The organism is Leucobacter massiliensis (genome assembly GCF_002982315.1).
In the GTDB taxonomy this organism is placed as follows: Bacteria; Actinomycetota; Actinomycetes; order Actinomycetales; family Microbacteriaceae; genus Leucobacter; species Leucobacter massiliensis.
In genome coordinates this window covers 203,315-223,853 of sequence record NZ_MWZD01000013.1, presented here as the reverse complement: position 1 = coordinate 223,853, position 20,539 = coordinate 203,315, and the positions used below count along the sequence as shown (strand labels likewise).

Sequence of the window (20,539 nt, the reverse complement as noted above, 5' to 3'; positions counted from 1 at the left end):
GTGGCACGCATTCGTGAGGGCAAGTTCGCCTCGCTGCAGACCAAGCTGCTGTGGACCGCGCTCTTCTTCGCGCTGTTCCTGATCGGCCGCAACATCCCCATTCCGCTGCTGCACGGTGAACTCGCCGGCAGCGGCCTCCAGTTGCTCGCCGCAGCAAACGTCGCGACCGGCGGCGATTTCTTCTCACCGTCGCTGTTCTCGCTCGGCCTCGGCCCGTGGATGGCGGCGGCGATCCTGTGGCGCTTCCTCTTCATCGGCAAGTTCGTGCGCGGGCGGAAGATCCCCCAGACCACGGAGGATCGCGCACGGAACGTCTTCGTCGTGATCCTCGCCGTCATCCAGGCGATCGCCATGGTGTCGCGCTACGAGGTGAGCCCGATCGGCTGGCCGGGCGACGCCGGCCGCGCACTGGCCGAGTCGATCGTCGTCCTGCTGCTCACCGCGGGCGCGCTCGTCGTCGCCTGGCTCGCGCACCGCAACGAGGAACTCGGCCTGGGCGGCATCACCATGTTCATCCTCTATCAGCTCGTCTTCACCTTCGTCGGCAACCTCGACAGCCTGCCCGCGGCTGTTGCTGAGGCGGGCGAGTCAGGCATCCTGTGGGTGATCGTCCTGGCCTGCGCGGGTGCCATCGGATTCGCGATCCTGAGCGGGGTTCGCGAGGTGCGCCTGCACGTCAACAAGGTCTCGATCGACAGCGGCTACATCGGCGTCTCCTACCTGCCGATCAAGTTCAACCCCGCCGGGCCATCGCCCATCATGTACTCGCTCGCGCTGCTCGTGATCCCGCAGAGCGTGGCGCGCGCGCTCGGGGCGGTGCTTCCCGGGGCGGAGACGGGTGCGGACCGCTTCCTCGACGTCTGGTCGCTCGCGCACCCCGTCGGTTTCATCGCCTACCTGCTGCTGCTCTTCGGCCTGACCCTCTTCTTCGGGCTGCTCACGATTGACCCGCGCGAGACGGCGAAGCGCATGCGGGATCGCGGGGAGTACTTCGACGGAATCCCCCCGGGGGCTGCCACGCTGCGCCACCTGCGCTCCCGCGTGCTGCGGCTCTCGGCGATCAGCGGTGCGCTGCTCGTCCTGCTCACCGGCCTGCCGCTCGCCTTCCTCGGCGCGCACCCCGCCCTCCAGTACCTGCTCATGCTGCCTGGAACGCTGATGATCGTGATCGGGCTCCTGTGGCGGCTGCGCGAGGAGATCGCCGACACCCTGATCGGCAAGCGCTACGATTTCGCCTTCGACACGCGCGTCCGGGAGGTGCGGGCATGATCGACTTCGTCCCGGCCTGGTATCCGCCCGAGCGCCCCTGGTACTCCACCGAGGAGGTGTGGTTCCGCGGCGAGACCGAGCCGCAGATCGATGACACCGTCTCCCGCCTGCGCATCTTCCGCGAGGGCGATGAGCAGGCGCGGCTCCTGATCCTCAACTACGCGCCGGGGCTGCGCCGCACCCTGCACGCCCAGGGCCTGTTCGACGTGCCTTACTGGTCGTTCTTCGACGAGGTGCAGGGGCTCGACGACGACTACGCGCGCCCGCTGGACTTCCTGGACCTCGACTGGCCGGCCGACGTCGCCTTCTTCTACAACCCCTTCGTGGTGACGGTGATGCGCGGCGCCGGTGTCTACGCCCGGGTGTACCTCTCGCGGGCCGGAACGCTGCACTCGGTCCGCTACTACGGCGACGGCATGCCCACCGTGGAGCACGTCTACGACGACCGTGGCTTCCTGTCGAGCGTGCTCATGCACGACGAGGTGGGGCTGCCCGTCACCCAGTACTACCTGTCGCGGGCGGGGGATGTGATCGTCAGCGAGGATGTGCGCTCGGGCAGGATCGACGTGGTGCAGGGCGAGGACGAGCGCTTCCGGCACCCCTCCTACGAGAACTGGGAGGCGCTGATCGCCGACTTCCTGGCCGCCGAGCTGGGCGGGGGCGGTCCGGAAGACACGGTCGTGCTCGCGGTGTCGCCGCAGCACGACGCCCTCGTGGCCTCAGCGCTCGGAGCCCAGCTCCTCGTGCTCTCGTGCTCGGCGGCCCGCCCCGCTCGCGTCGACGAGGCCCTGCTCGCACGTGCGGGGGCGGTGTTCGCGGACTTCGGTGATCCCTGGGGCGACGATCCCGAGCCCTCCGGGGCCTGGTCGACGCTGCCGGTCCTCTCGATCTATCCGCTCGAGGATCGTCCCGGCTTCGGGGCGAGCGCCAACGAATCGCGCGTGTACGTATCCGTCTTCGCGGACGGCATCGACGCCGCCGAACTCGACTTCGCGATCGCGACGATGGCCCCGCAACTGGTGCGGGATCGCACCCACCTGCTCGTCTGCACCGCCCGCCCGCAGGACCTCGACCACGTGCACGCCGTGCAGGGCGTGATCGCGGGGTATCACCGGCTCGATCTCGCCGTGCTGGAGGAGGACGAGACACTCCGCCTCGCCGTCGACGTGGGCGTCGCCGATGAGCCGGAGGAGAAGATCCAGCTGACGAGCGTGGAGAGCGAGGCGGAGCTGAGCCGCGTGATGGCGCGGAGCCGGGTGCTCGTGGATCTCGGCCCGCGGCCGAGCATCCGCCTCTCCGCCGCGGCGATCGACGCCGGGGTGCCGCAGATCAACCGCGCCGAGCACGAGCTGGCCACGCACCGCATCAACGGCTACACGATCGGAGACGACGATGAGCTCGGCGCCGCGCTGGACTACTTCCTGAACGGCCTGGAGCACTGGAATCAGTCGCTCGTGCAGTGCCGGGTGCTCGTGGACCTGTTCAGCCCGCGCGAGGTGCTGGCCCGGTGGGAGCTGATCCGAGAGGGGGTGGCCCATGCGCGTGCTGCAGATCGGCCGTGACGATTGGTCGGCATCGGCGCTGGTGCCGGAGGGCGTCGACTGGGTGTTCATCGAGGCCGGGCAGGCCTCCTCCTTCGAGCCGGCGCTGATCGGCCCGGTGGAGGCGACCATCGTGGACGCCCCCTGCGGGCTGCGAGCGCTGGAGTCGATCGACGAGCTCATCGCCCCCTACACGCTGCTGATCGACTGGCCGCTCAGGGAGGTGTTCGGCGCCGAGCACCAGCACTTCTTCACCCGCAAGGCCGTGGTGTTCGAGGACCTCGCCGAACGTCAGGCCGTGATGGAGGGGCTGCCTCGCCGCTTCTTCGCCCGCCCCTTCGGCGAGAAGCTCGGGGTTCGGGCGGCGCGTCTCTCGCCCTATCATCGGGGTGCGGGCGGCCACGAGGGGAACACGGCACTCGCGGCCGAACTGGACCGCGAGGGGGAGTGCCGGCAGATCGTGATGTGGCGCGAGAACATCCGCTACGAGAACGACCGCGCCCTGGAGCTGTGGCCCGAGTTCACGCGCGACCCCGGGTGTGAGCTGGAACTGCACCTCCAGCTTGTGCAGAACGGATCGCCCGAGGCGATCGTCTTCCACCGCGCCTACTCGGAGGCCGAGCTGGCCGAGCCGATCGTCTTCGATCACCCCGTCAGCGGGCACCTCTCGGCGTCGTTCTTCGCCCGCGGTCACGGCCGGGTGCGGATCGGCCCGCTGCACTACCGCCGCTCCCGGCTGGGCACCGGGCACTTCCTGCCCGGCGGGCGTCGCATCGTCGATCACCGTCGCGAAGAGCTGTTCACCTACTTCCACCCCGGCGACCTCACCCCGCCGTTCAACGTCTACTTCGCCGGATACCGCCCGTCCGAGGGTTTCGAGGGCTACTACCTGATGGCGAGCCTCGGGCACCCGTTCCTGCTCGTCAGCGACCCGCGCCTGGAGGGCGGCCGCTTCTACCTCGGCAGCGCGGAGCTGGAGGGCAAGCTGCTCGCCGTGATCCGCGAGCACATCGAGGCGCTGGGGCTCGGCGAAGAGGACGTGATCTTCTCGGGCCTGTCGATGGGCGCCTTCGGGGCGTTGCACTACGGTGCGCAGTTCCGTGCGCACGCGATCATCGCGGGCAAGCCGATCATCGACCTCGGTCACCTCGCCGGCCGCGCACGTCTCGAGCGCCCGAAGGACTTCCTCACGAGTCTCGACGTGGTGAACTTCTGGGATCGGGATCTGGTGCGCACGACGGGGACGATCCGGGATCCCGGATCGGATCCCGCCGCCGAGTCGCACGGGGCCGCGGATCCCGAGGGCACCTCCGATCCGCTCGAACTTCTGTTCTCCAAGGACGACCCTGGCCGCGACCCCGACCTCGGGACCCACCCGGTGCGGGATCGCGCCGCCGTCGACGCCTTCACCCGTGAACTCGTCGCCCGCTGGCACGGGGAGCCCGGCTTCGGGGACACGCGGATCCTGCTCACCTACATGCAGGACGACGACTACGACGACACGGCCTATGTGACGCTACTCGCCTCCCAGACCGGCAAGCCCACCACGGTCATCGCACGCGGCTACCCGGGCCGGCACGACGACGACAGCGCCTCGATCGTGACGTGGTTCTCGAACCAGTACCGGCGGGTCATTTCCGAGTACCAGGAGGGACGAGATGCAGACTCGACGAAGCGGTGAGATCGCGACGGTGCGCTGGGGCCTGCCCAGCAGCCCTGCCGCGCTCTACGGCTCCGCGCTCCTCATCGACCCGGCGGCGCGCGCCGGGGCCGGCGAGCTGCGCCTCGTGAACCCGCTCATGCCGAGCGGCACGATCCTGCAGGAGTGGCACTCGAGCACCGACTACCGGGCGCTGCGCCACTCGCCGACGCTGCCGCTCCTGCACCCCGGCCGCAGCTACCGGCTCGACCCCGAGCTCCGCTCCGATCCGCCGGACACCGTGCTCTTCGAGCTGCGCTGCTACGACCGCTTCGACCGCCTGCTCGGCGCCGAGGTGCTGCGGCCCCCGGAACACCGTTTCGAGACCCCCGCCGCCTGCCACCACTACACGATCCGGCTCGTGAACGCCGGCTGCGACGAGCTGCGCTTCACCTCGTTCACGCTGCGGGAGGAGGACGCGGATGAGCAGCAGCGAGGCCGCGGCCCGGCGCACCATCGCGAGCGTCGCCGCACTGGAGCGGTCCGTGCGCGCCCTCGACGACGCGGGGCTGCGCGGCAGGACGGCGGAGTTCCGCGAGCGGATCGCGGGCGGCGAGCGGCTCGACGCGCTGCTGCCCGAGGCCTTCGCGGTGGTGCGCGAGGCCGCCCTGCGGGTGCTCGGCAAGTTCCCCTACGAGAATCAGCTGCTCGCCGGGCTCGTGATGCACCGGGGCGGGATCGCGGCGATGAAGACGGGCGAGGGCAAGAGCCTGACGGCTACCCTGCCGCTCTACCTGAACGCGCTCTCGGGTCGCGGCGCGATCTTCGTCACCGTGAACGCCTACCTGGCGCGCCGCGACGCCGAGGAGTTCCGCCCGCTCTTCGAGTTCCTGGGCCTGAGCCTCGCCGCCGGGGTGCCCGAGCCCGGCGACGACGATTTCAGCACCGCGGAGAAGCAGCGCATCTACGCCGCCGATGTGGTCTACTCGACCAGCGACAAGCTCGGCTTCGACTACCTGCTGGAGAACCTCGTGGGCACTGGCGAGGAGAAGTACCTGCGCCCCTTCAACTACGTGCTCATCGACGAGGCCGACGCGGTGCTGCTCGACCTCGCGCAGATGCCGCTCGTCATCTCGGGCTCGCCGCGCGTGCAGTCGAACCTCTACCCCCTCGCCGCCGAGTTCGCAGCGACGCTCCGCGAGGGCGCCGACTACGAGGTGGACGAGGCCTCCGGCACCGCCACCCTCACCGAGGACGGAATCGCGGCGGCGAGCCGCTACTTCCACGTGGACAACCTCTTCGCGCCCGGACTCTTCCAGCTCAACCGCCATGTGAGCCTCGCCCTGCGGGCGCGCACCGGCTTCGAACCGCTGCGCGACTACATGGTCATGAACGATCAGCTCGTGCTGCTGAGCTCCGTGACCGGTCGCCTGCTCGAGGGCAACAAGCTGCAGGGCGGGCTGCACCAGGCCATCGAGGCGCGCGAGGGACTGGCGACCACCACGGAGAACCGGGCGATGGCCTCCGTCACCTACCAGAACCTCTTCCGCATGTTCGCGAAGATGAGCGGCATGACCGGCACCGCGCGCGGCGCCGAGAAGGAGTTGTTGCGCTCCTACGGCACCGAGGTGGTCGAGATCCCGACCCACCGGCCCGTGATCCGCGTCGACGAGCCCGACATCGTGGTGGCGAGCGCCGACGAGAAGCTGCGCCTCGTCATGGACCACCTGGAGGAGATGCGCCGCACCCGGCGCCCGATCCTCGTCACCACTGCCTCCGTGAGCAGCTCCATGGAGATCTCGCGGCTCCTCCTCGAACGCGGGATCGAGCACAATCTGCTGACCGCCCTGAGCGAGGCGAAGGAGGCCGAGATGGTCGCTGAGGCGGGGCGCGTGGGCGCGATCACGGTCGCCACGCTGATCGCGGGCCGCGGCACCGATATCAAGCTCGACGAGGAGTCGCGTGCGCTCGGCGGGCTCGTCATCATCGCCACCGAGAAGCTGCCGAATCGTCGCGTCGAGGGTCAGGTGCGGGGCCGGGCCGGGCGACAGGGCGACCCCGGCAGCAGCCGCTTCTACGCCTCCCTCGAGGACGAGGTCTTCGTGCGCTTCGGATCGGTGCCGCAGGAGCGGGTGCGCGGACGGGCGTGGAGGGAACGCACGATGCACCGGCTGCTGAACCGCGCCCAGCTCGCCAGCGAGGAACGCGCCAGCGGTGCGCGCACGCTCTCCCGCGACTTCGACGTGGCGATGGCCCGGCAGCGGGATCTCGTCTACGCGATGCGGGATCGGATCCTCACCGGGCCTCCCTACACGGCACAGGAGCTGCGCGGCATCGCCTCCGGGGTGATCGCCGAAGCGGTGAGGGCGGAGGAGTGGGAGACGCCGGGCAAGCTCATGCGCTACGTGTTCGACACCCTCGCCTACCGGCTGCCCGACGACTTCGACCGTCTCGATCGAGGCGACCGGCGACGGGTGCACGAGTACCTGCTCGGCATCTTCGCGCGCTCCGTGCGGGGCACCGAGGAGGGACTCGGGGATCCGGAACTGTTCGGGCGATTCCAGCGGCTCGTCTTCCTGAAGGCCATCGACGCCGCGTGGATCGAGCAGGTCGACTTCCTGGAGCAGCTGAAGACGGTGGTGCAGGATCGGAATATGGCGCAGCATCGTGTCGAGTACGAATACCGCAGGGAGGCCTACTTCGCGTTCGAGGAGATGAAGCGGCGGATCGAGCGGGACGCGGTGCGGCTGCTCAGCCTCAGCCGGATCGAGCGGGGCGCCGACGGCGGGCTCGTGGTGCAGTTCGCGTAGGCCGGGGCGGATCGGGGAGCGAGTGCGGGTCTTCAGCGTGAACAAGGCGATCGGCGCCGCGTCGAGCGGCGTCGAGTATGCGCAGCACTACCGTCGCGGGCTGCTCGCCGGGATCGACTGGGTGGACGATCGCTACGTCTTCACGGACTACATCGGCACGAACCTCTGCGTCTACACGGATCGGCTCGGCTTCGAACGCTCGCGGGTGACGTGGATCTACGACCTCGTGACGGGCCGTGAGACGCGACCCTGCGTGCTGCGCGCGGACGATGTGCTCGCCGCGATCCCGCAGGAGCACGAGCCGCTCCGCGAGACGCTGGGCGTGCCGGGCTGCGTCGAGGTGGCGTTGACGGGCTCGCCGCTGCGGCACCGCATCAGAACCGTGGAGGACGGCCTGGTGGATCGCGTGGAGACCCTGGCGGGGGAGCGGCTGCTGCGCGTGGAGCACTACACGGATGCGCTGCACAGCGTGGAGCACTTCGCCGCGGGGCGTGCGGTGCGCCGCGAGTTCTTCACCGCGGACGGGCGGCTCGCCGCGGAGCAGTGGCTGCGCGATGGCGAGATCGCCCGCACGCGCATCACCGCCGCGTCGCCGTTGTATGACCCGGCCCTGCCGCGCCGCCGCGGACGACCGCTGCGTGCGGGAGGGGAGCTGCTGCTCGAGGGGCGGTCCGCGTTCCTCCGCTTCGTGTTCGCGCAGCTCTTCGACAGGGATGACGACGTGGTGATCGTGGACCGTCCGCTCGATGTGATCGACGCGGTCGCGCCCGTGATCGGGGACCGGCGGCTCTACTCGGTGGTGCACGCCGAGCACTACGATCTCAAGCGGATCGAGGACGGCGTCCTGCTCTGGAACAACCACTACGAGCACGTCTTCTCCCGGCCCGATCTGGTCGACGGGCTGATCGTCTCCACGGAGCGCCAGCGCGGCATCCTGGAGCGGCAGCTCGCGCGCGCGCATCGCGAACGCCGGGCCGCAGATCGCCGTCTGCACGTGGGAGATGAGGCCGCGTACCGCCCCTCACGGGTCTCCGCGATCCCCGTCGGCTTCGCGGCGGCGCGCGAGCCCGCCGCGCACCACGACCCGCTCGCGCTCGTCACGGCGAGCCGCCTGGCCGCCGAGAAGCACCTCGACACGCTCATCCGCGCCGTCGCCGAGGCCCGCCGCGAGCTGCCGGGGCTGCGGCTCGACATCTACGGCGAGGGGCGGCGCGATCCGCTCCTCGCGGCGATCGGGGAGACGGACTCCGGCTCGTACGTGCGACTCATGGGTCACCGGCCGCTCGCGGGGGTACTGGGCGCCTACGGCCTCTACGTCACCGCCTCGACCTCGGAGGGTTTCGGCCTGTCACTGCTGGAAGCTATCGCCGAGGGGCTGCCCGTGGTCGGCTTCGACGTGGACTACGGCAACCGCGAGATGGTCGAGTCCGGCGTCAACGGGCTGCTCGTGCCCTGCGGCTTCCGGGACGGCGGCATGTCGGAGCGCGATGTCTCGGCGCTCGCCGCAGGGATCGCGGAGGTGCTCGGTGCGGAGGCGGCCTCCTCCGGCGCCTACGAGCGCATGCGGGCGGCGAGCCTGCGGCGGGCCGCCGACTTCGGCGAGGAGCGGGTGCGCGAGCGATGGGCGGCCCTGCTCGGCGCCTCCGGGGGAGGCCGATGACGATGCTCGCGCTCTTCGACGACTACGAGCACCGCACCCGGCTGCTCGCGCGCTCGCTGCGCATCGCCGGCGTGCCGCACACGCCCGTCGTGATCCGATGCACGGGCCTGCCGCCGGAGGGCGTGCGCAGCCCCATCGCGGAGTACACGGGCCTGCGCGGCGGCGGAGAGCCCCTGTTCTTCGACGAGGTGCCGGTGCCCCCGTGGTGCGAGATCCGGCAGGGACGTGAGCCCTTCGGCGAGATCCTGCGCGACGGCGCGCGCATCGCCCGCATTCGCTATGAGCCGAACTCGTACCGCCGTGTGGAGCGCGTGGAGTGGGTGCTGCCCGACGGCACGCTCAGCCACGCGGAGCACTACGACCGCAGCGGCTCGCGCTACGCGGTCACCCACTATGCGCCCGGCCGCGATGGCCGGGTCATCGCCCAGCAGACCGTCTACAGCGGGCCGGGGCCCTGGCGCATCGACGTCGACCACGGGGCCAAGACGGTCATCATGCGTTCCCGCACCGAACTGCGCGCCTTCCCCTCGGTGTCCGCCTTCGTCGCGCACTTCGTCACCGAGCAGGGCATCGACGCCGAGAGGATCCTGATCAACTCGCTCTCGTACCCGCTGTTCACGTCCTGGCTGCTGGCGGACGAGCCGAACACGACCCTGTTCTGGCAGGAGCCGATGCCGGGGGAGGTGCCAGGGAACATGGTCGCAGAGCTGGAGCGTCCGCGGGCGCTCACCCGCATCGTGTTCGGCGAGGAGCGGCTGCGACGGAAGGTGGCGGCACGCCATCCGGGCACCCCGGTCGCGCTCGACACGCTCTCACCGCTCGACCAGTTCGCCGAGCACCGCGGGTACGAAGCCCGGCGCGTCTTCACGCTGACGAACAGCGACGAGCTGCCAGCGCTCCCGGAGCTGCTGGAGGCCCTGCCGGGGGTGCGCTTCGTGGTGGCCGCCCTCACGCTGATGAGCGAGCGGCTGCATGAGCTGGGGCGACGTCACGCCAACCTCACGCTGATCCCGACGGCGAGCCGGCGCCGCATTCGCGAGGAGCTCGATCGTGCCTCCGTCTACCTCGACGTGAACGCGGGCTCGCAGGTCCTCGACGCGGTGCCCGCCGCCTATCACCTGGGCCTCGTGGTGCTCGCCCACGCGCCCGTCGCGAAGTCGCCCGCCCACGCGCTCGTCTGCGCCGGCCCGGGCGAGCTGCGCGAGCGCCTCGCCACGGCGACCGCGGGCCCCGAGGGACGGGCAGCGGAGCTCGCCGAACTGCAGGCGCAGGCGTGTCCGCTCTCGACGCCCGCGGACTACCGTCGTCTGCTTCCCGGCTGAGCCGGGACGCCGCTGCGGAGACCAGGCCGGCACCGTGCCGCAGGGTCGTGCGACGGTCCGCCCGGAACCGCCGCCGGGATCATCGGCTACGCTGGGGGCCGTGTACCCCGCCCGCTCCCCGCTGCTCGGCGCGCGGGCGCTCGCGCTCTCAGCGACCGCGGTGGTGGCGCGACGGCTCGGCCTGGAGCGCCTCCGCGAGCGCGCGAACCGGCCCCTCATGGAACTCGCCGAGATGCAGCCGGTCACGGCGGCCTGGTGGCGGGAGCGGCGCACCCGCCCTGGCGCGCTCCACTACCTCGCTCTGGGCGACTCCACTGCACAGGGCATCGGCGCCTCCGTGCCGGGACGGAGCTACGTGGGTCAGCTCGCAGATCGCATCGAGGCGCGGCTGGGTGAGCCGATCGAGGTGACCAATCTGGGCGTCTCGGGTGCCCCGTCCGCGCTGTGCGCGCGCGATCAGCTGCCCCGCGCCGCGAAGGCCCTCGCGAAGCGGCCCGCGGATCTCGTCACCCTCGCGATCGGGGCGAACGACATCGCCGACTGGGAGCCGCGCGCCTTCCACCGCAACCTCGCCGCCATCCTCGACGCGCTGCCCGCGCACGCGATCGTTGCGGAGCTGCCCTGCTTCCATCTCCCGTGGAACGATCGCAAGGTGCGGGAGGCGAACGCGATCGTGCACACGCTCGCCGCCGCTCGCGGCCTGGCCGTCGTGCCGCTCTACGCCGCCACCCGGCGTCGCGGCCTGCGCGGCATTCTCACCGAGTTCGCCGCCGACGCTTTCCACCCCAACGACCGCGGCTACGAGGTCTGGGCGGATGCCTTCTGGCCGCTCGTGCGCGCCCGGCTGGACGAGATTCGCGCGCCGGAGCGGAACCGTCGCGCGCGCGGCGACGACGGATCGCGCGCGAGTGCTGCATTGCCGCCGAGAATTTAGGCAACTGCAGTTGCGACAGGTGGCTTATGCAACTACAGTTGCTTCCATGCCACCCGAAACGCAGTCACCCATCGGCGGCGTCGCCGACGACCTCGCAGCGGCGGTCGCGCTGCGCGAGCTCGCCGACCGCCTGGAAGACGCCGCCGTCGAGCGCGCGCTGCGCGAGGGCTGGGGCTGGGGCCAGCTGGCGGAGGCCCTCGGCGTCACTCGGCAGGCCGTTCACAAGAAGCACCTGCGGCGCGTGGAGCAGGCCGGCATCGACCTGAGGAGGCGACGTGGCTGAGGAGCGACCCCTGGTGCCGCCGGACACCGCGGCGAATGCCCGCGGCCTGATGATGGCGGCGATCGTCGAAGCCCAGCGACGCGGTTTCGGCACGGTCGAGGCCGAAGACCTGCTGCTCGCGATCGCCGCCGACACCCACACCGCGACCGGGCGCTTCCTCGCCGAACGCGGACTCGACCACGCGGGCGTCGCCGAGGCGCTGCGCGTCGAGCGGGAGCGGTCCCTCGGCTCCGTCGGCGTCGCCCCTCGCGATCCCGCCACGCTCGTCGCCACCCGGCTCGGCCGCCCGAAGTGGACCGCGAGCCTGCGCACCGCCTTCGAGCGGGCGCAGAAGGTCGCCGCCCTCGACCGCCGGGGCCGGCACCGCATGACCGCCTTCGACCTGCTTGCGGGCGTGCTGCAGGCCGAACTCGGCACCGTGCCGCGTGCCCTCGCCTATGCGGGGATCGACCGCGTGGCGCTGCTCGCCGAACTCGCCGAGCGGAGTAGCCCCGACAGCGGCTGACGCGCCACTCCGCTCGCCCGCGGGCACGCCCGTTCCCGTCCCGCTCCGCACCCCGGAGCGTCACCCGCCCACCCGGGCGGTGTCTCACCGTGCCTGGGGATCCGCTGCAGCGGCGACCCCGAGCGCTCGCAACCCGAGTGGCGGATGGCGATGGGGGTGCAGAGCGAGGCGGTGACTGTGTTTTTTTTTACAGAGAGAAGCGGGAAGCCGAGCCCGGCCCCCCCCCCGCGGGCCGGGGGGGGGGGGGGGGCCCCCCCCCCCCCCTCCCCCCCCCCCGCCGCTCGCCATCGAGGCGCAGGGCTTCGTCAAGACCTTCGGCGCCCACCGCGCGGTCGACGGCGTCGATCTGCTCGTCCCCGCCGGCACCGTCTACGGCGTACTCGGCCCCAACGGCGCCGGCAAGACCACCACCATCTCCATGCTCGCCACGCTGCTGCGCCCCGACGGCGGCAGCGCGCGCATCTTCGGTCACGACGTGGTGCGCGAACCCCACGCGGTGCGGCAGCTCATCGGCGTCACCGGCCAGTACGCCTCGGTCGACGAGAAGGTGAGCGGGATCGAGAACATGATCGTCTTCGGGCGACTGCTCGGCCTCGGCCACCGGGCTGCGAAGGCCCGCGGCGCGGAGCTGCTGGAGGCATTCGGACTGGCCGAGGCGGCAAAGCGCCCGGTCGCCAAATACTCCGGCGGCATGCGCCGGCGCCTCGACCTCGCCTCCAGCCTCATCTCGCAACCGCCGCTCATCTTCCTCGACGAGCCCACCACCGGCCTCGACCCGCGCACGCGCGGGCAGATGTGGGAGGTGATCCGCGATCTCGTGGGCGGCGGTTCGACGGTGCTGCTGACCACGCAGTACCTCGACGAGGCGGATCAGCTCGCCGCGCGCATCGCCGTGATCGACCGCGGGCGCGTCGTCGCGGAGGGCACCGCCGACGACCTCAAGGCCTCGGTCGGCACGGCCGCACTGCAGCTGCGACTCAGCGACCCCGCGCAGACGGGGGAGGCACTCGCCACCGTGCAGGCGGTGCTCGGGATCGAGGCCACCGCGAACCCGGAGGCCTCCCGGCTCACCGCGCCCATGGCCGACCCGGACCGGGTCACCGATCTGCTCGTGGCGCTGCGCGAGCGGGGGATCCGGCTCGCCGAGGTGAGCGTGCAGAAACCGACGCTCGACGAGGTGTTCCTCACCCTCACCGGGCACGGCGCGGAAGAAGGCACCGATCCTGGGGGGCCGGATCCCGATCCGGCGCACCCCGGCAGCCCCGATGCCGCGCCGGGTCACGCCACCGCATCCCACCCGCGGCCGCGGGCCGGCCGCGGCCCATCCCGCCCCGACACGACCGAGGAGTCCGCCGCATGAGCGCCATCATCACCCCGCAGCCCCCAGTCCTCCCCGCGCAGCTCGGCCGACGCGTCGGCCTGCGCGACACCCTCCGGCAGACCGCAACCATGGCCTACCGCGCACTCCTGCGGTTGCGCCGCACCCCCGAACAGTGGGCCGACGTGCTCGTCATGCCGTTCCTCTTCACCTTCATGTTCGCCTACCTCTTCGGCGGGGCGATCGCCGGGAGCGTCGGGGACTACCTGCCCGCGCTGCTGCCCGCGATCGTGGTGCAGGGCGTGGTGCAGGCCTCGCTCGTCACCGGCACGCAGCTCCGCGAGGACATGGACACGGGCGTGTTCGACCGCTTCCGCTCCCTGCCCATGGCGCGCATCGCGCCACTCGGCGGAGCGCTCCTGACCGACACGATCCGCTACGCCGCGATCACCGGCCTCACCATCTTCGTGGGCGTGATCATCGGCTGGCGGCCCGGCGGAGGCTGGGGGCTCCTCGCGGCCGCGCTGCTGGCGATCGTCACCGCCTGGGCGGTGAGCTGGTGCTGGGCGCTGCTCGGCGTCACCGCCCGCACCGCTGGCACGGTGCAGGGGATCGGCATGCTCGTGCTCATGCCGCTCACCTTCGTCTCGAACGCTTTCGTGCCGGTCGACACGCTCCCCGCCTGGCTGCAGACGGTCGCCGCGTGGAATCCGCTGTCGCACCTCATCACCGCCTTCCGCGAGCTCGCCAACGAGGGTGTGTGGGGAGCCGACGCATGGTGGACCCTGCTCGGAGCGGCCGTGATCGTCGCCCTGTTCGCCCCGCTCACGGTGCGGGCCTACATGCGGAAGGCCTGAGGATCGCCCCGCCCCGGGTGCGACGGCACGCATCCCGGGGCGGGCCCCGCCGGGACGATCCACCAGCTTCGCGCCCGCGCATCTCTTTCCCGTAGCAACGCTGCTGCTGTCGATAACGTATGCTCTACCCGTGAACCCGCCGGTGCTGCCCGTGGTCCCCTTCACGCAGACGTGGGGGATCCTGCTGCTCGCGCTTGCCGTCGGCGGCGTCACCCTCTGGGCCGCGCTCCGACGGATGCCGGACCGCAGCCGACGGGGCGTGCTCTGCGGGATCGCGATCGCGAACTGGGGATTCTCCACCTGGTTCACCTTCGACCGGATCGCGGAGCCGGCCTTTCCGGACTTCGTGTTCTCGCGCAACTGGCCGCTGCACTTCTGCACGATCGCGACGATCCTCCTCGTGCCCGCGATGCTCGTGCGCTCCGGCCCCGGCGCGGCGTGGTGGGTGCGGCCGCTGCACGCACTGCTGTTCTTCCCGGGCGCGCTCGCCGGCTTCCTCGCGCTGTGCGCGCCCTCCGCGGAGTACATCGGCGCGCCGCTGCTCAGCGTGGGTGCGCTGTTCTACCTGGTCCACGGGCTGAACGTGGTGCTGCCCTTCGCGCATGCGGGGCTCGGCTACTACCGGCCGCGCTGGCGCGACGCGGCCCTCTCGCTCGTGTTGTTCACGGTGCTCGCCGTCGCGCTCTTCCTCGTCACGCTGCTCGCGCGCGCCTTCGTCGATCCGCGGGCGAACTACATGTACTTCTTCGACCCCGAGGGATCGGCGATCCTCGAGGCCCTGTGGCGGCTCATCGGCGTGCCCTTCGTGTACGAACTGCCGCTCATCCCGCTGCTCTACCCGGTGCTGCTGCTCATGGTCGCCGGGCACCGCGCCGTGGAGCGGGCCGCGCAGGCCATCGCCGCGCTCCGCGCTCGCGGCCTCGGGCTGGCCGGCTGAGCGGAGCCGCGGAGCGGGGATCCGCCGGGCCGGGCGTCGGCGTTCACTCCCGGGAGCCTCCGGCGCCGTCCGGATCCGCCGCCGGGCGAGGCCCGTCCCCACGATCCGCGTCCGCGTCCCCGCGCTCCCGGGCCCGCTCGCGCAGTCGTTCCCAGCGGCGCAGGCGCTCGCCGATCTCCCGCTCGTACCCGCCCGCGGTCGGCTCGTAGAACCGCTCCCGTTTCAGGCCCTCCGGCAGATAGGACTGACCGGAGAAGCCCTCCGGCGTGTCGGGGTCGTAGCGGTAGCCGCTCCCGTAGCCGAGTTCACGCATGAGCTTCGTGGGAGCGTTGAGGATGTGCGCGGGCGGCATCAGCGATCCCGAGCGCTTCGCGGCCCGCGTCGCCCGCCCGAGCGCGCGGTACACCGCCACCGACTTCGGGGCCGTCGCGAGATAGACGACGGCCTGCGCGATCGCCAGCTCGCCCTCCGGCGAGCCGAGCCGCTCATAGACGTCCCACGCGGCGAGGGCCTGGTGGATCGCCTCGGGGTCGGCGATCCCCACGTCCTCGCTCGCGAAACGGACAAGGCGCCGGGCCACGTAGAGCGGATCCTCGCCGCCGGCGAGCATGCGGGCCAGCCAGTAGAGGGCCGCGTCGGGGTCGGAGCCGCGCATCGACTTGTGCAGCGCGGAGATGAGGTTGTAGTGGCCCTCCTGCGACTTGTCGTAGAGCGGGGCGCGCTGCTGCACCACATCCGCGAGGGCGGCCGGGTCGAGCGGCGGGGTGCCCGCGGGCAGGGCGAGCAGTTGCTCGGCCAGGTTCAGCAGGTAACGCCCGTCGCCGTCGGCCATCGCGAGCAGCGCCTCGGCGGCCTGCGGCTGGAGCGGCAGCGGGCGGCCGAGGAGCTGCTCCGCGCGGTCCAGCAGGGTCCGCAACGCGGCCTCGTCCAGCCGCCGCAGCACGAAGACCTGGCATCGGGAGAGCAGCGCGCCGTTCAGCTCGAAGCTGGGGTTCTCGGTCGTGGCGCCCACGAGCGTGATCGTGCCGTCCTCCACGTAGGGGAGGAAGGAGTCCTGCTGAGCCCGGTTGAAGCGGTGGATCTCGTCGACGAACAGCAGCGTGCCCTGGCCGATCTCCCGCCGCTTCGCCGCCGCCGCGAAGACCTTGCGCAGCTCCGCCACCCCCGAGAACGTCGCCGAGAGCGGCTCGAAGACGAGGCCGGTGGCGTCAGCCAGCAGCCGCGCGATGGTGGTCTTGCCGCAGCCGGGCGGCCCCCACAGGATCGTGGAGACGAGCCGCCCCTGGGCCACCATCCGCCCCAGCGGACCCTCGGGGCCGAGCAGGTGCTCCTGCCCGACGACCTCAGAGAGTCGCCGCGACCGCAGCCGGTCGGCCAGCGGGCGCGTGGCGTCGTCGATCTCGAACAGCGACGGTGCATCGTTCTGGCTCATCGCGCGTCCTCCCGCTCCCGAGGCTGCGGGCCGCCGGTCATGGCCTCCCCGCCTCCGCGCCTGCGCGGCTCGGCGCCGCAGCATGCTCGTGCCCACCATGCTACGGCGTGTGCCCGCCGGTGCGGAGGCCGGGGTGCGCCTCGCATCCGAGTGCGCCGCCATCGGTCCGGTGACGACGTCGCGGAGGGGGCCGGTCCGGCGCGCCGGCATCGGCCTGGCCGGAGCGCCCCCCATCCGCGAAGCCGCTCAGACCGCCGGGGCCTGCTCGCGCAGCACGCGCGCGAAGGAGCCCGCCAGCTCCTCGCGCTCGGTGAGGGGGAGCACCTCGGCGACGTACAGGCCCTGCACGTGGGCTCCCGCATCGGAGTGCGGATCCCCGCCCACTGCACCTCGGGCGGCAAGGCGATCCTCGCGAGCCTCGGCGACGAGGAGGTCCTCCGGCTCTACCCGGACGGGCTGCTGCCCTGGCCGGGTGCGCGCCTGCGCACCGTCGGCGAGCTCCTCGACGAGCTCGCCGGGGTCCGCGAGCGGGGTCACGCGCTCAACACGGGCGAGAGCGAGCGGGGGATCCGCGCCGTCGGGGTCGCGGTGGGCCCGCCTGAAGCTGCGGCGCACGCCGCCATCACCGTCTCGGTCCCCGCGCAGCGCTTCGACGACGAGATGCAGCGCCTGCTGCCCGCGGCGCTCGCACGCGTGCGGGCGGAGCTGGTGGAGTAGCGGGCACGGGCATGGAGGCCGCTTGACGCCGCCGTGTCACCGGTGTATTCAGTGGTGACGATGATCACCCTGACCGTGGTGGTGCCGTCCTTGAACGACGCCCAGATGCTGCGCCACTGCCTTGCCGCCCTGGCCGCCCAGACCCGGCCGGCGGATGAGGTGCTCGTGGTCGACAACGGCTCCGTCGACGACACGGTTCGGGTGGCGCGCGAGTGGGGCGCCCGGGTCGTGAGCGAACCCCGCCGCGGGGTCCTGCGGGCGACCGCAGCGGGCTTCGACGCAGCCCGCTGCACGGTGATCGGGCGGCTCGACGCCGACTCGCGGCCCGCCCCCGACTGGGCGGCACGGGTCGTCCAGCGATTCGCCGACGATCCCACGCTCGATGCGCTCACCAGCAACGGCCACTTCTACGGCGGCGGGCCGATCCGGCGCTTCGTCGGCAGGCACCTCTATATCCGCGGCTACCTCTTCATCTTCCGGGCCGTCCTCGCTCGCATGCCGCTCTTCGGCTCGAACCTGGCCCTGCGCCGAGCCACGTGGCAGGAGATCCGCCCCCGCGTGCACGTCGAGGACCCGCGCGCGCACGACGACCTGGAGATCAGCCTCGCCCTCGGCCCCGACGCCGGCGTCGACTACGATCCCGGCCTGCGCGTCGGGGTGTCGGTGCGCCCGCTGTACTCGTGGCGGGCGTTCCTGCGCCGCGCGGCGTGGGCCTTTCACCAGATCGCGGTGCACCTGCGCGAGGTGAGCTGGCCGCGGCGGGTGATCGGCTGTGCGCGCGGGCGCCGCGATCGACGTCGCAGGCAGCGGATGCTCGGGGTGCGCGCTGAGGCCTGAACGGTGCGGGCCGGACTGGGGAGCGGCTCTGGGAACGCTCACCGCCCCATCAGGCGCAGCATGGCCAGGGTGAGCTGGTGCGGCGCGGTCTCGCAGGGGCTGTGACCGTCGGGCAGCACGAGCAGATCCGCTCCGAGCCGGCGGGCGAAGCCACGGTGGTCCTCAAGCCGCCACACATCGCCTCTGCCTGCGACGACGAGGATCGGGATCCCGGTGGCACGCAAGGGTGCGGCGAGATCCGGGGTGCGCTGCATGAGCTCCAGGATGTCGCCCACGCTCGACGGCCGGGTGAGCGCGAGGCGGGCGCGGATGAAGGCGGCGCGGTCGGCGGGGGCGCGATGCACATTGGCGCGGAGTGCCGCGATGAACACCGGCCCGAGCGAGCGAGCGCGCACCCGGGGGTGCAGCGGCCCGAGTATCTTGAAGCCGCGCAGTGCACGGCCGGCGAGCGGCGGCGTCGAGAGCAGCGTGAGGCTCGCGAAGCGCTCGGGAGCGCGCAGGGCCGCGGCACCGGCCACGGTCCCCGCGAAGGAGTAGCCGAGCACGTGTGCGGGCGCGGCGCCGGCGCCGAGCATGGCGAGCAGGTCGTCGACGAAGAGACCGAGCGTGTAGCTGCCGCCCGGCGGGCTGAGACGTTCCGGCCCCGCCTGCCAGGACTCGTACTGCCCGGCCAGGTCGTACGATTCGACGCGGCAGCCGGCCGCCGCGAGGAGCGGCAGCATGAGCGTGAAGTCCTCCTTCGAACCGGTCATGCCCGGGACGAGTAGCACGCGTTCGCCATCTGCCGGCCCCATCGATACCCGCGCCAGCGGCCCGCTCGGCGCCGCGAACTCGTCGCGCACGGCACCGGCCGGCAGCACGCTCCAGTCGATGGGTCCGAGCGCGGCATCGCACACCGCGGCCTCACGCAGCGCTGCCACGACATCCCCCTCGACGGCGTCTGTCCCGGCCACCCAGAAGCTCGGCTGATCGGATCCTCCCGGCTCATGCACGGACTCATCATAGGCGACCCGGCCCGGCATCCCCGGTCGCGCGACGTCAAGGGGTGGTGCTCGCACATCGACTTCGCATAGCATCGAAAGGCACGGAGACCGAGGCGGACCGCAGCGAAGCGGCGGCGCATGAAGGGAGACGGGCATCTCGCCCGGGATGAGCATGGATCTGCAGTTTCTTCGCCCCCTGTACGAGACCGACGCCCCCGTCGCGACGGTGTATCTCGACACGAGCCGCGACTCGCACGACGCCGCCAGGCGGATCGAGGTGCGCTGGCGATCGCTGCGCCGCTCGCTGAGCGAGCAGGGCGCCGAGGAGGTGACCCTTGCCGCCCTCGACGAGGCCGTCGGCGGCGGCGAGCACATCCCGGGGCCGCAGGGCGAGGCGCTGTTCGCCGCGGAGGGCCGGTTGCTCGGCGCCTACACGCTGGCGCAGCCGCCCGCCTTCGACACGGCGACACACGGCCCGGTCGCCGACCCACTCGTCCTCGCCATCGACTACGACCACCAGTTGCCCTACGTCGTGGTCGCGATCGACCGGGCTGGCGCCGATGTGGACGGCTACCCGGCGGTGTCGGCGCAGCCGTCGTTCCAGCGGTCCTTCGCGGGATCGACCTGGCATCTCACGAAGGTGCGCGGCGGGGCGGAGGCGCAGGCCACCTACCACCGGCGCAGCGAGAACCTGTGGAGCGAGAACGCCGCGCAGACGGCCGCCGACATCCGGGCCGCCATCGACGCCGTGAGCGCCGAGGTGGTGTTCGTCGCGGGGGATCCGAAGGCGATCGGCATGCTGCGCGAGCACCTGGGGGAGCGGCTGCTGGAGGACCGCGTCGTCTTCGTCCACGGCGGCCGCGCCGACGAGGGATCGCTCGCGACGCTGCGCGAGAGCGTCGACGCGGGCATGGACGTCGCAATGCGGCAGAGTCACCGCGCCGTGCTCGACGCCTTCGAGGCGAAGCTCGCCGGCGGGCTCGCCCTGCAGGGAATGCCGGCGGTGATGGAGGCGCTCAGTGAGGGACGCGTCGAGACGTTGCTGCTCGCGGCGGACCGGGATCAGGATCCGGAGCTCTACGCACTCCGGGACGAGCCGATCGCGCTCGGCACCGCCCCCACCTCCTTCGGCGAGGGGGCCGAGTCCTTCTCAGCCCCTGCGGCAGCGCTGCTGCTCCGCTCCGCCGCCTTCGGCGACGCGGCGTTCACCGAGATCCTGCCGCCCGAGGGTGCCGAGCGCACCCCGATCGAGGACGGCGTCGCCGCGATCCTCCGCTACTGACGCCGCCGGGCAGCACGCGCGGAGCACGCGCCGAGGAGATGGGACGCTTCTGCCGAGGTCGCGCTCGTGGGCGAGGCTCGGGAGCTGGACGCGAGTGTGACGTTCCGTGACGCGCGATGACGGCGAGCGCGTAACACAGCTGCCGGTTTGCTTATGTGTCCCATACGCTGAGCTTCTGAATTCGGTGATCCATCCGGGATCGCCGTGGAAGCG

At 71.9% G+C, this 20,539-nt stretch carries 17 protein-coding genes and 1 pseudogene; 16 read left to right on the top strand and 2 right to left on the bottom strand.

Features of this window, described 5'->3' with window-relative positions:
- The 13 genes and pseudogenes from B4915_RS03230 (at nucleotide 1) to B4915_RS03170 (ending at nucleotide 15,075) form a co-directional block, all read left to right on the top strand.
- A complete protein-coding gene (locus B4915_RS03230) occupies nucleotides 1-1,269 on the top strand; it encodes a hypothetical protein (protein WP_105804393.1) in 1,269 nt (422 codons plus the stop codon).
- Nucleotides 1,266-2,831: an accessory Sec system protein Asp1 gene (gene asp1, locus B4915_RS03225; RefSeq protein WP_105804392.1), complete on the top strand. Its 1,566-nt coding sequence runs from the start codon at nucleotides 1,266-1,268 to the stop codon at nucleotides 2,829-2,831. Before B4915_RS03230 ends, asp1 begins: the two co-directional genes overlap by 4 nt.
- A complete protein-coding gene (asp2, locus tag B4915_RS03220; RefSeq protein ID WP_105804391.1) occupies nucleotides 2,806-4,491 on the top strand; it encodes an accessory Sec system protein Asp2 in 1,686 nt (561 codons plus the stop codon). Before asp1 ends, asp2 begins: the two co-directional genes overlap by 26 nt.
- Nucleotides 4,469-4,909, top strand: a pseudogene (gene asp3, locus B4915_RS15075) (accessory Sec system protein Asp3); the annotation flags it as partial. The gene asp2 and the pseudogene asp3, both read left to right, overlap by 23 nt.
- A 22-nt stretch (nucleotides 4,910-4,931) precedes the next feature.
- On the top strand, nucleotides 4,932-7,259 hold the full coding sequence (locus B4915_RS03210; protein ID WP_105804390.1) for a preprotein translocase subunit SecA: 2,328 nt from the start codon (nucleotides 4,932-4,934) through the stop codon (nucleotides 7,257-7,259).
- 37 nt (nucleotides 7,260-7,296) lie between these two features.
- On the top strand, nucleotides 7,297-8,919 hold the full coding sequence (locus tag B4915_RS03205) for a glycosyltransferase (protein WP_181158440.1): 1,623 nt from the start codon (nucleotides 7,297-7,299) through the stop codon (nucleotides 8,917-8,919).
- Nucleotides 8,916-10,241 carry a glycosyltransferase family protein gene (locus B4915_RS03200; RefSeq protein ID WP_105804388.1) on the top strand — a complete coding sequence of 442 codons (1,326 nt, stop codon included), beginning with the start codon at nucleotides 8,916-8,918 and terminating at the stop codon, nucleotides 10,239-10,241. Before B4915_RS03205 ends, B4915_RS03200 begins: the two co-directional genes overlap by 4 nt.
- A 100-nt stretch (nucleotides 10,242-10,341) precedes the next feature.
- Entirely contained in the window at nucleotides 10,342-11,175 is an 834-nt protein-coding gene (locus tag B4915_RS03195) for an SGNH/GDSL hydrolase family protein (RefSeq protein WP_105804387.1), read from the top strand.
- A gap of 46 nt (nucleotides 11,176-11,221) precedes the next feature.
- Nucleotides 11,222-11,458 carry a hypothetical protein gene (locus B4915_RS03190; RefSeq protein WP_105804386.1) on the top strand — a complete coding sequence of 79 codons (237 nt, stop codon included), beginning with the start codon at nucleotides 11,222-11,224 and terminating at the stop codon, nucleotides 11,456-11,458.
- Complete coding sequence (locus B4915_RS03185) at nucleotides 11,451-11,963, top strand: hypothetical protein (RefSeq protein WP_105804385.1); 513 nt, start codon at nucleotides 11,451-11,453, stop codon at nucleotides 11,961-11,963. The genes B4915_RS03190 and B4915_RS03185 overlap by 8 nt, the downstream gene beginning before the upstream one ends.
- 286 nt (nucleotides 11,964-12,249) lie before the next feature.
- Complete coding sequence (locus B4915_RS03180; RefSeq protein ID WP_146120017.1) at nucleotides 12,250-13,323, top strand: ATP-binding cassette domain-containing protein; 1,074 nt, start codon at nucleotides 12,250-12,252, stop codon at nucleotides 13,321-13,323.
- Nucleotides 13,320-14,138, top strand: a complete 819-nt coding sequence (locus tag B4915_RS03175) for an ABC transporter permease (protein WP_105804384.1) — start codon at nucleotides 13,320-13,322, stop codon at nucleotides 14,136-14,138. Before B4915_RS03180 ends, B4915_RS03175 begins: the two co-directional genes overlap by 4 nt.
- Before the next feature lie 130 nt (nucleotides 14,139-14,268).
- The gene (locus B4915_RS03170) at nucleotides 14,269-15,075 is read left to right on the top strand and encodes a TMEM164 family acyltransferase (protein WP_181158439.1); all 807 of its coding nucleotides are present in this window, start codon (nucleotides 14,269-14,271) and stop codon (nucleotides 15,073-15,075) included.
- Between the two features lie 43 nt (nucleotides 15,076-15,118).
- On the opposite strand, the gene B4915_RS03165 is transcribed toward B4915_RS03170, so the two are convergent.
- Entirely contained in the window at nucleotides 15,119-16,507 is a 1,389-nt protein-coding gene (locus B4915_RS03165) for a replication-associated recombination protein A (RefSeq protein WP_105804382.1), read from the bottom strand.
- A 348-nt stretch (nucleotides 16,508-16,855) separates the two neighbouring features.
- On the opposite strand from B4915_RS03165, the gene B4915_RS03160 reads away from it, so the two are divergent.
- Nucleotides 16,856-17,224, top strand: coding sequence for an IclR family transcriptional regulator domain-containing protein (locus tag B4915_RS03160; protein WP_181158438.1), 369 nt, complete (start codon nucleotides 16,856-16,858; stop codon nucleotides 17,222-17,224).
- A 60-nt stretch (nucleotides 17,225-17,284) separates the two neighbouring features.
- Entirely contained in the window at nucleotides 17,285-18,061 is a 777-nt protein-coding gene (locus B4915_RS03155; protein WP_219845076.1) for a glycosyltransferase family 2 protein, read from the top strand.
- Between the two features lie 38 nt (nucleotides 18,062-18,099).
- Here the strand turns inward: B4915_RS03155 and B4915_RS03150 are convergent, their stop codons facing one another.
- Nucleotides 18,100-19,053 carry an alpha/beta fold hydrolase gene (locus tag B4915_RS03150; RefSeq protein ID WP_245907320.1) on the bottom strand — a complete coding sequence of 318 codons (954 nt, stop codon included), beginning with the start codon at nucleotides 19,051-19,053 and terminating at the stop codon, nucleotides 18,100-18,102.
- 163 nt (nucleotides 19,054-19,216) lie between these two features.
- Between B4915_RS03150 and B4915_RS03145 the strand changes: the two genes are divergently transcribed.
- Entirely contained in the window at nucleotides 19,217-20,326 is a 1,110-nt protein-coding gene (locus B4915_RS03145) for a baeRF2 domain-containing protein (RefSeq protein WP_105804379.1), read from the top strand.
- The last annotated feature ends 213 nt before the right edge of the window (nucleotides 20,327-20,539 follow it).

Coding starts and splice junctions, on each gene's coding strand:
- asp1 (WP_105804392.1), top strand. CDS start 1,266: ATGATCGACTTCGTCCCGGCCTGGTATCCGCCCGAGCGCCCCTGGTAC.
- asp2 (WP_105804391.1), top strand. CDS start 2,806: ATGCGCGTGCTGCAGATCGGCCGTGACGATTGGTCGGCATCGGCGCTG.
- B4915_RS03210 (WP_105804390.1), top strand. CDS start 4,932: ATGAGCAGCAGCGAGGCCGCGGCCCGGCGCACCATCGCGAGCGTCGCC.
- B4915_RS03200 (WP_105804388.1), top strand. CDS start 8,916: ATGACGATGCTCGCGCTCTTCGACGACTACGAGCACCGCACCCGGCTG.
- B4915_RS03190 (WP_105804386.1), top strand. CDS start 11,222: ATGCCACCCGAAACGCAGTCACCCATCGGCGGCGTCGCCGACGACCTC.
- B4915_RS03175 (WP_105804384.1), top strand. CDS start 13,320: ATGAGCGCCATCATCACCCCGCAGCCCCCAGTCCTCCCCGCGCAGCTC.
- B4915_RS03165 (WP_105804382.1), bottom strand. CDS start 16,507: ATGAGCCAGAACGATGCACCGTCGCTGTTCGAGATCGACGACGCCACG.
- B4915_RS03155 (WP_219845076.1), top strand. CDS start 17,285: ATGATCACCCTGACCGTGGTGGTGCCGTCCTTGAACGACGCCCAGATG.
- B4915_RS03145 (WP_105804379.1), top strand. CDS start 19,217: ATGGATCTGCAGTTTCTTCGCCCCCTGTACGAGACCGACGCCCCCGTC.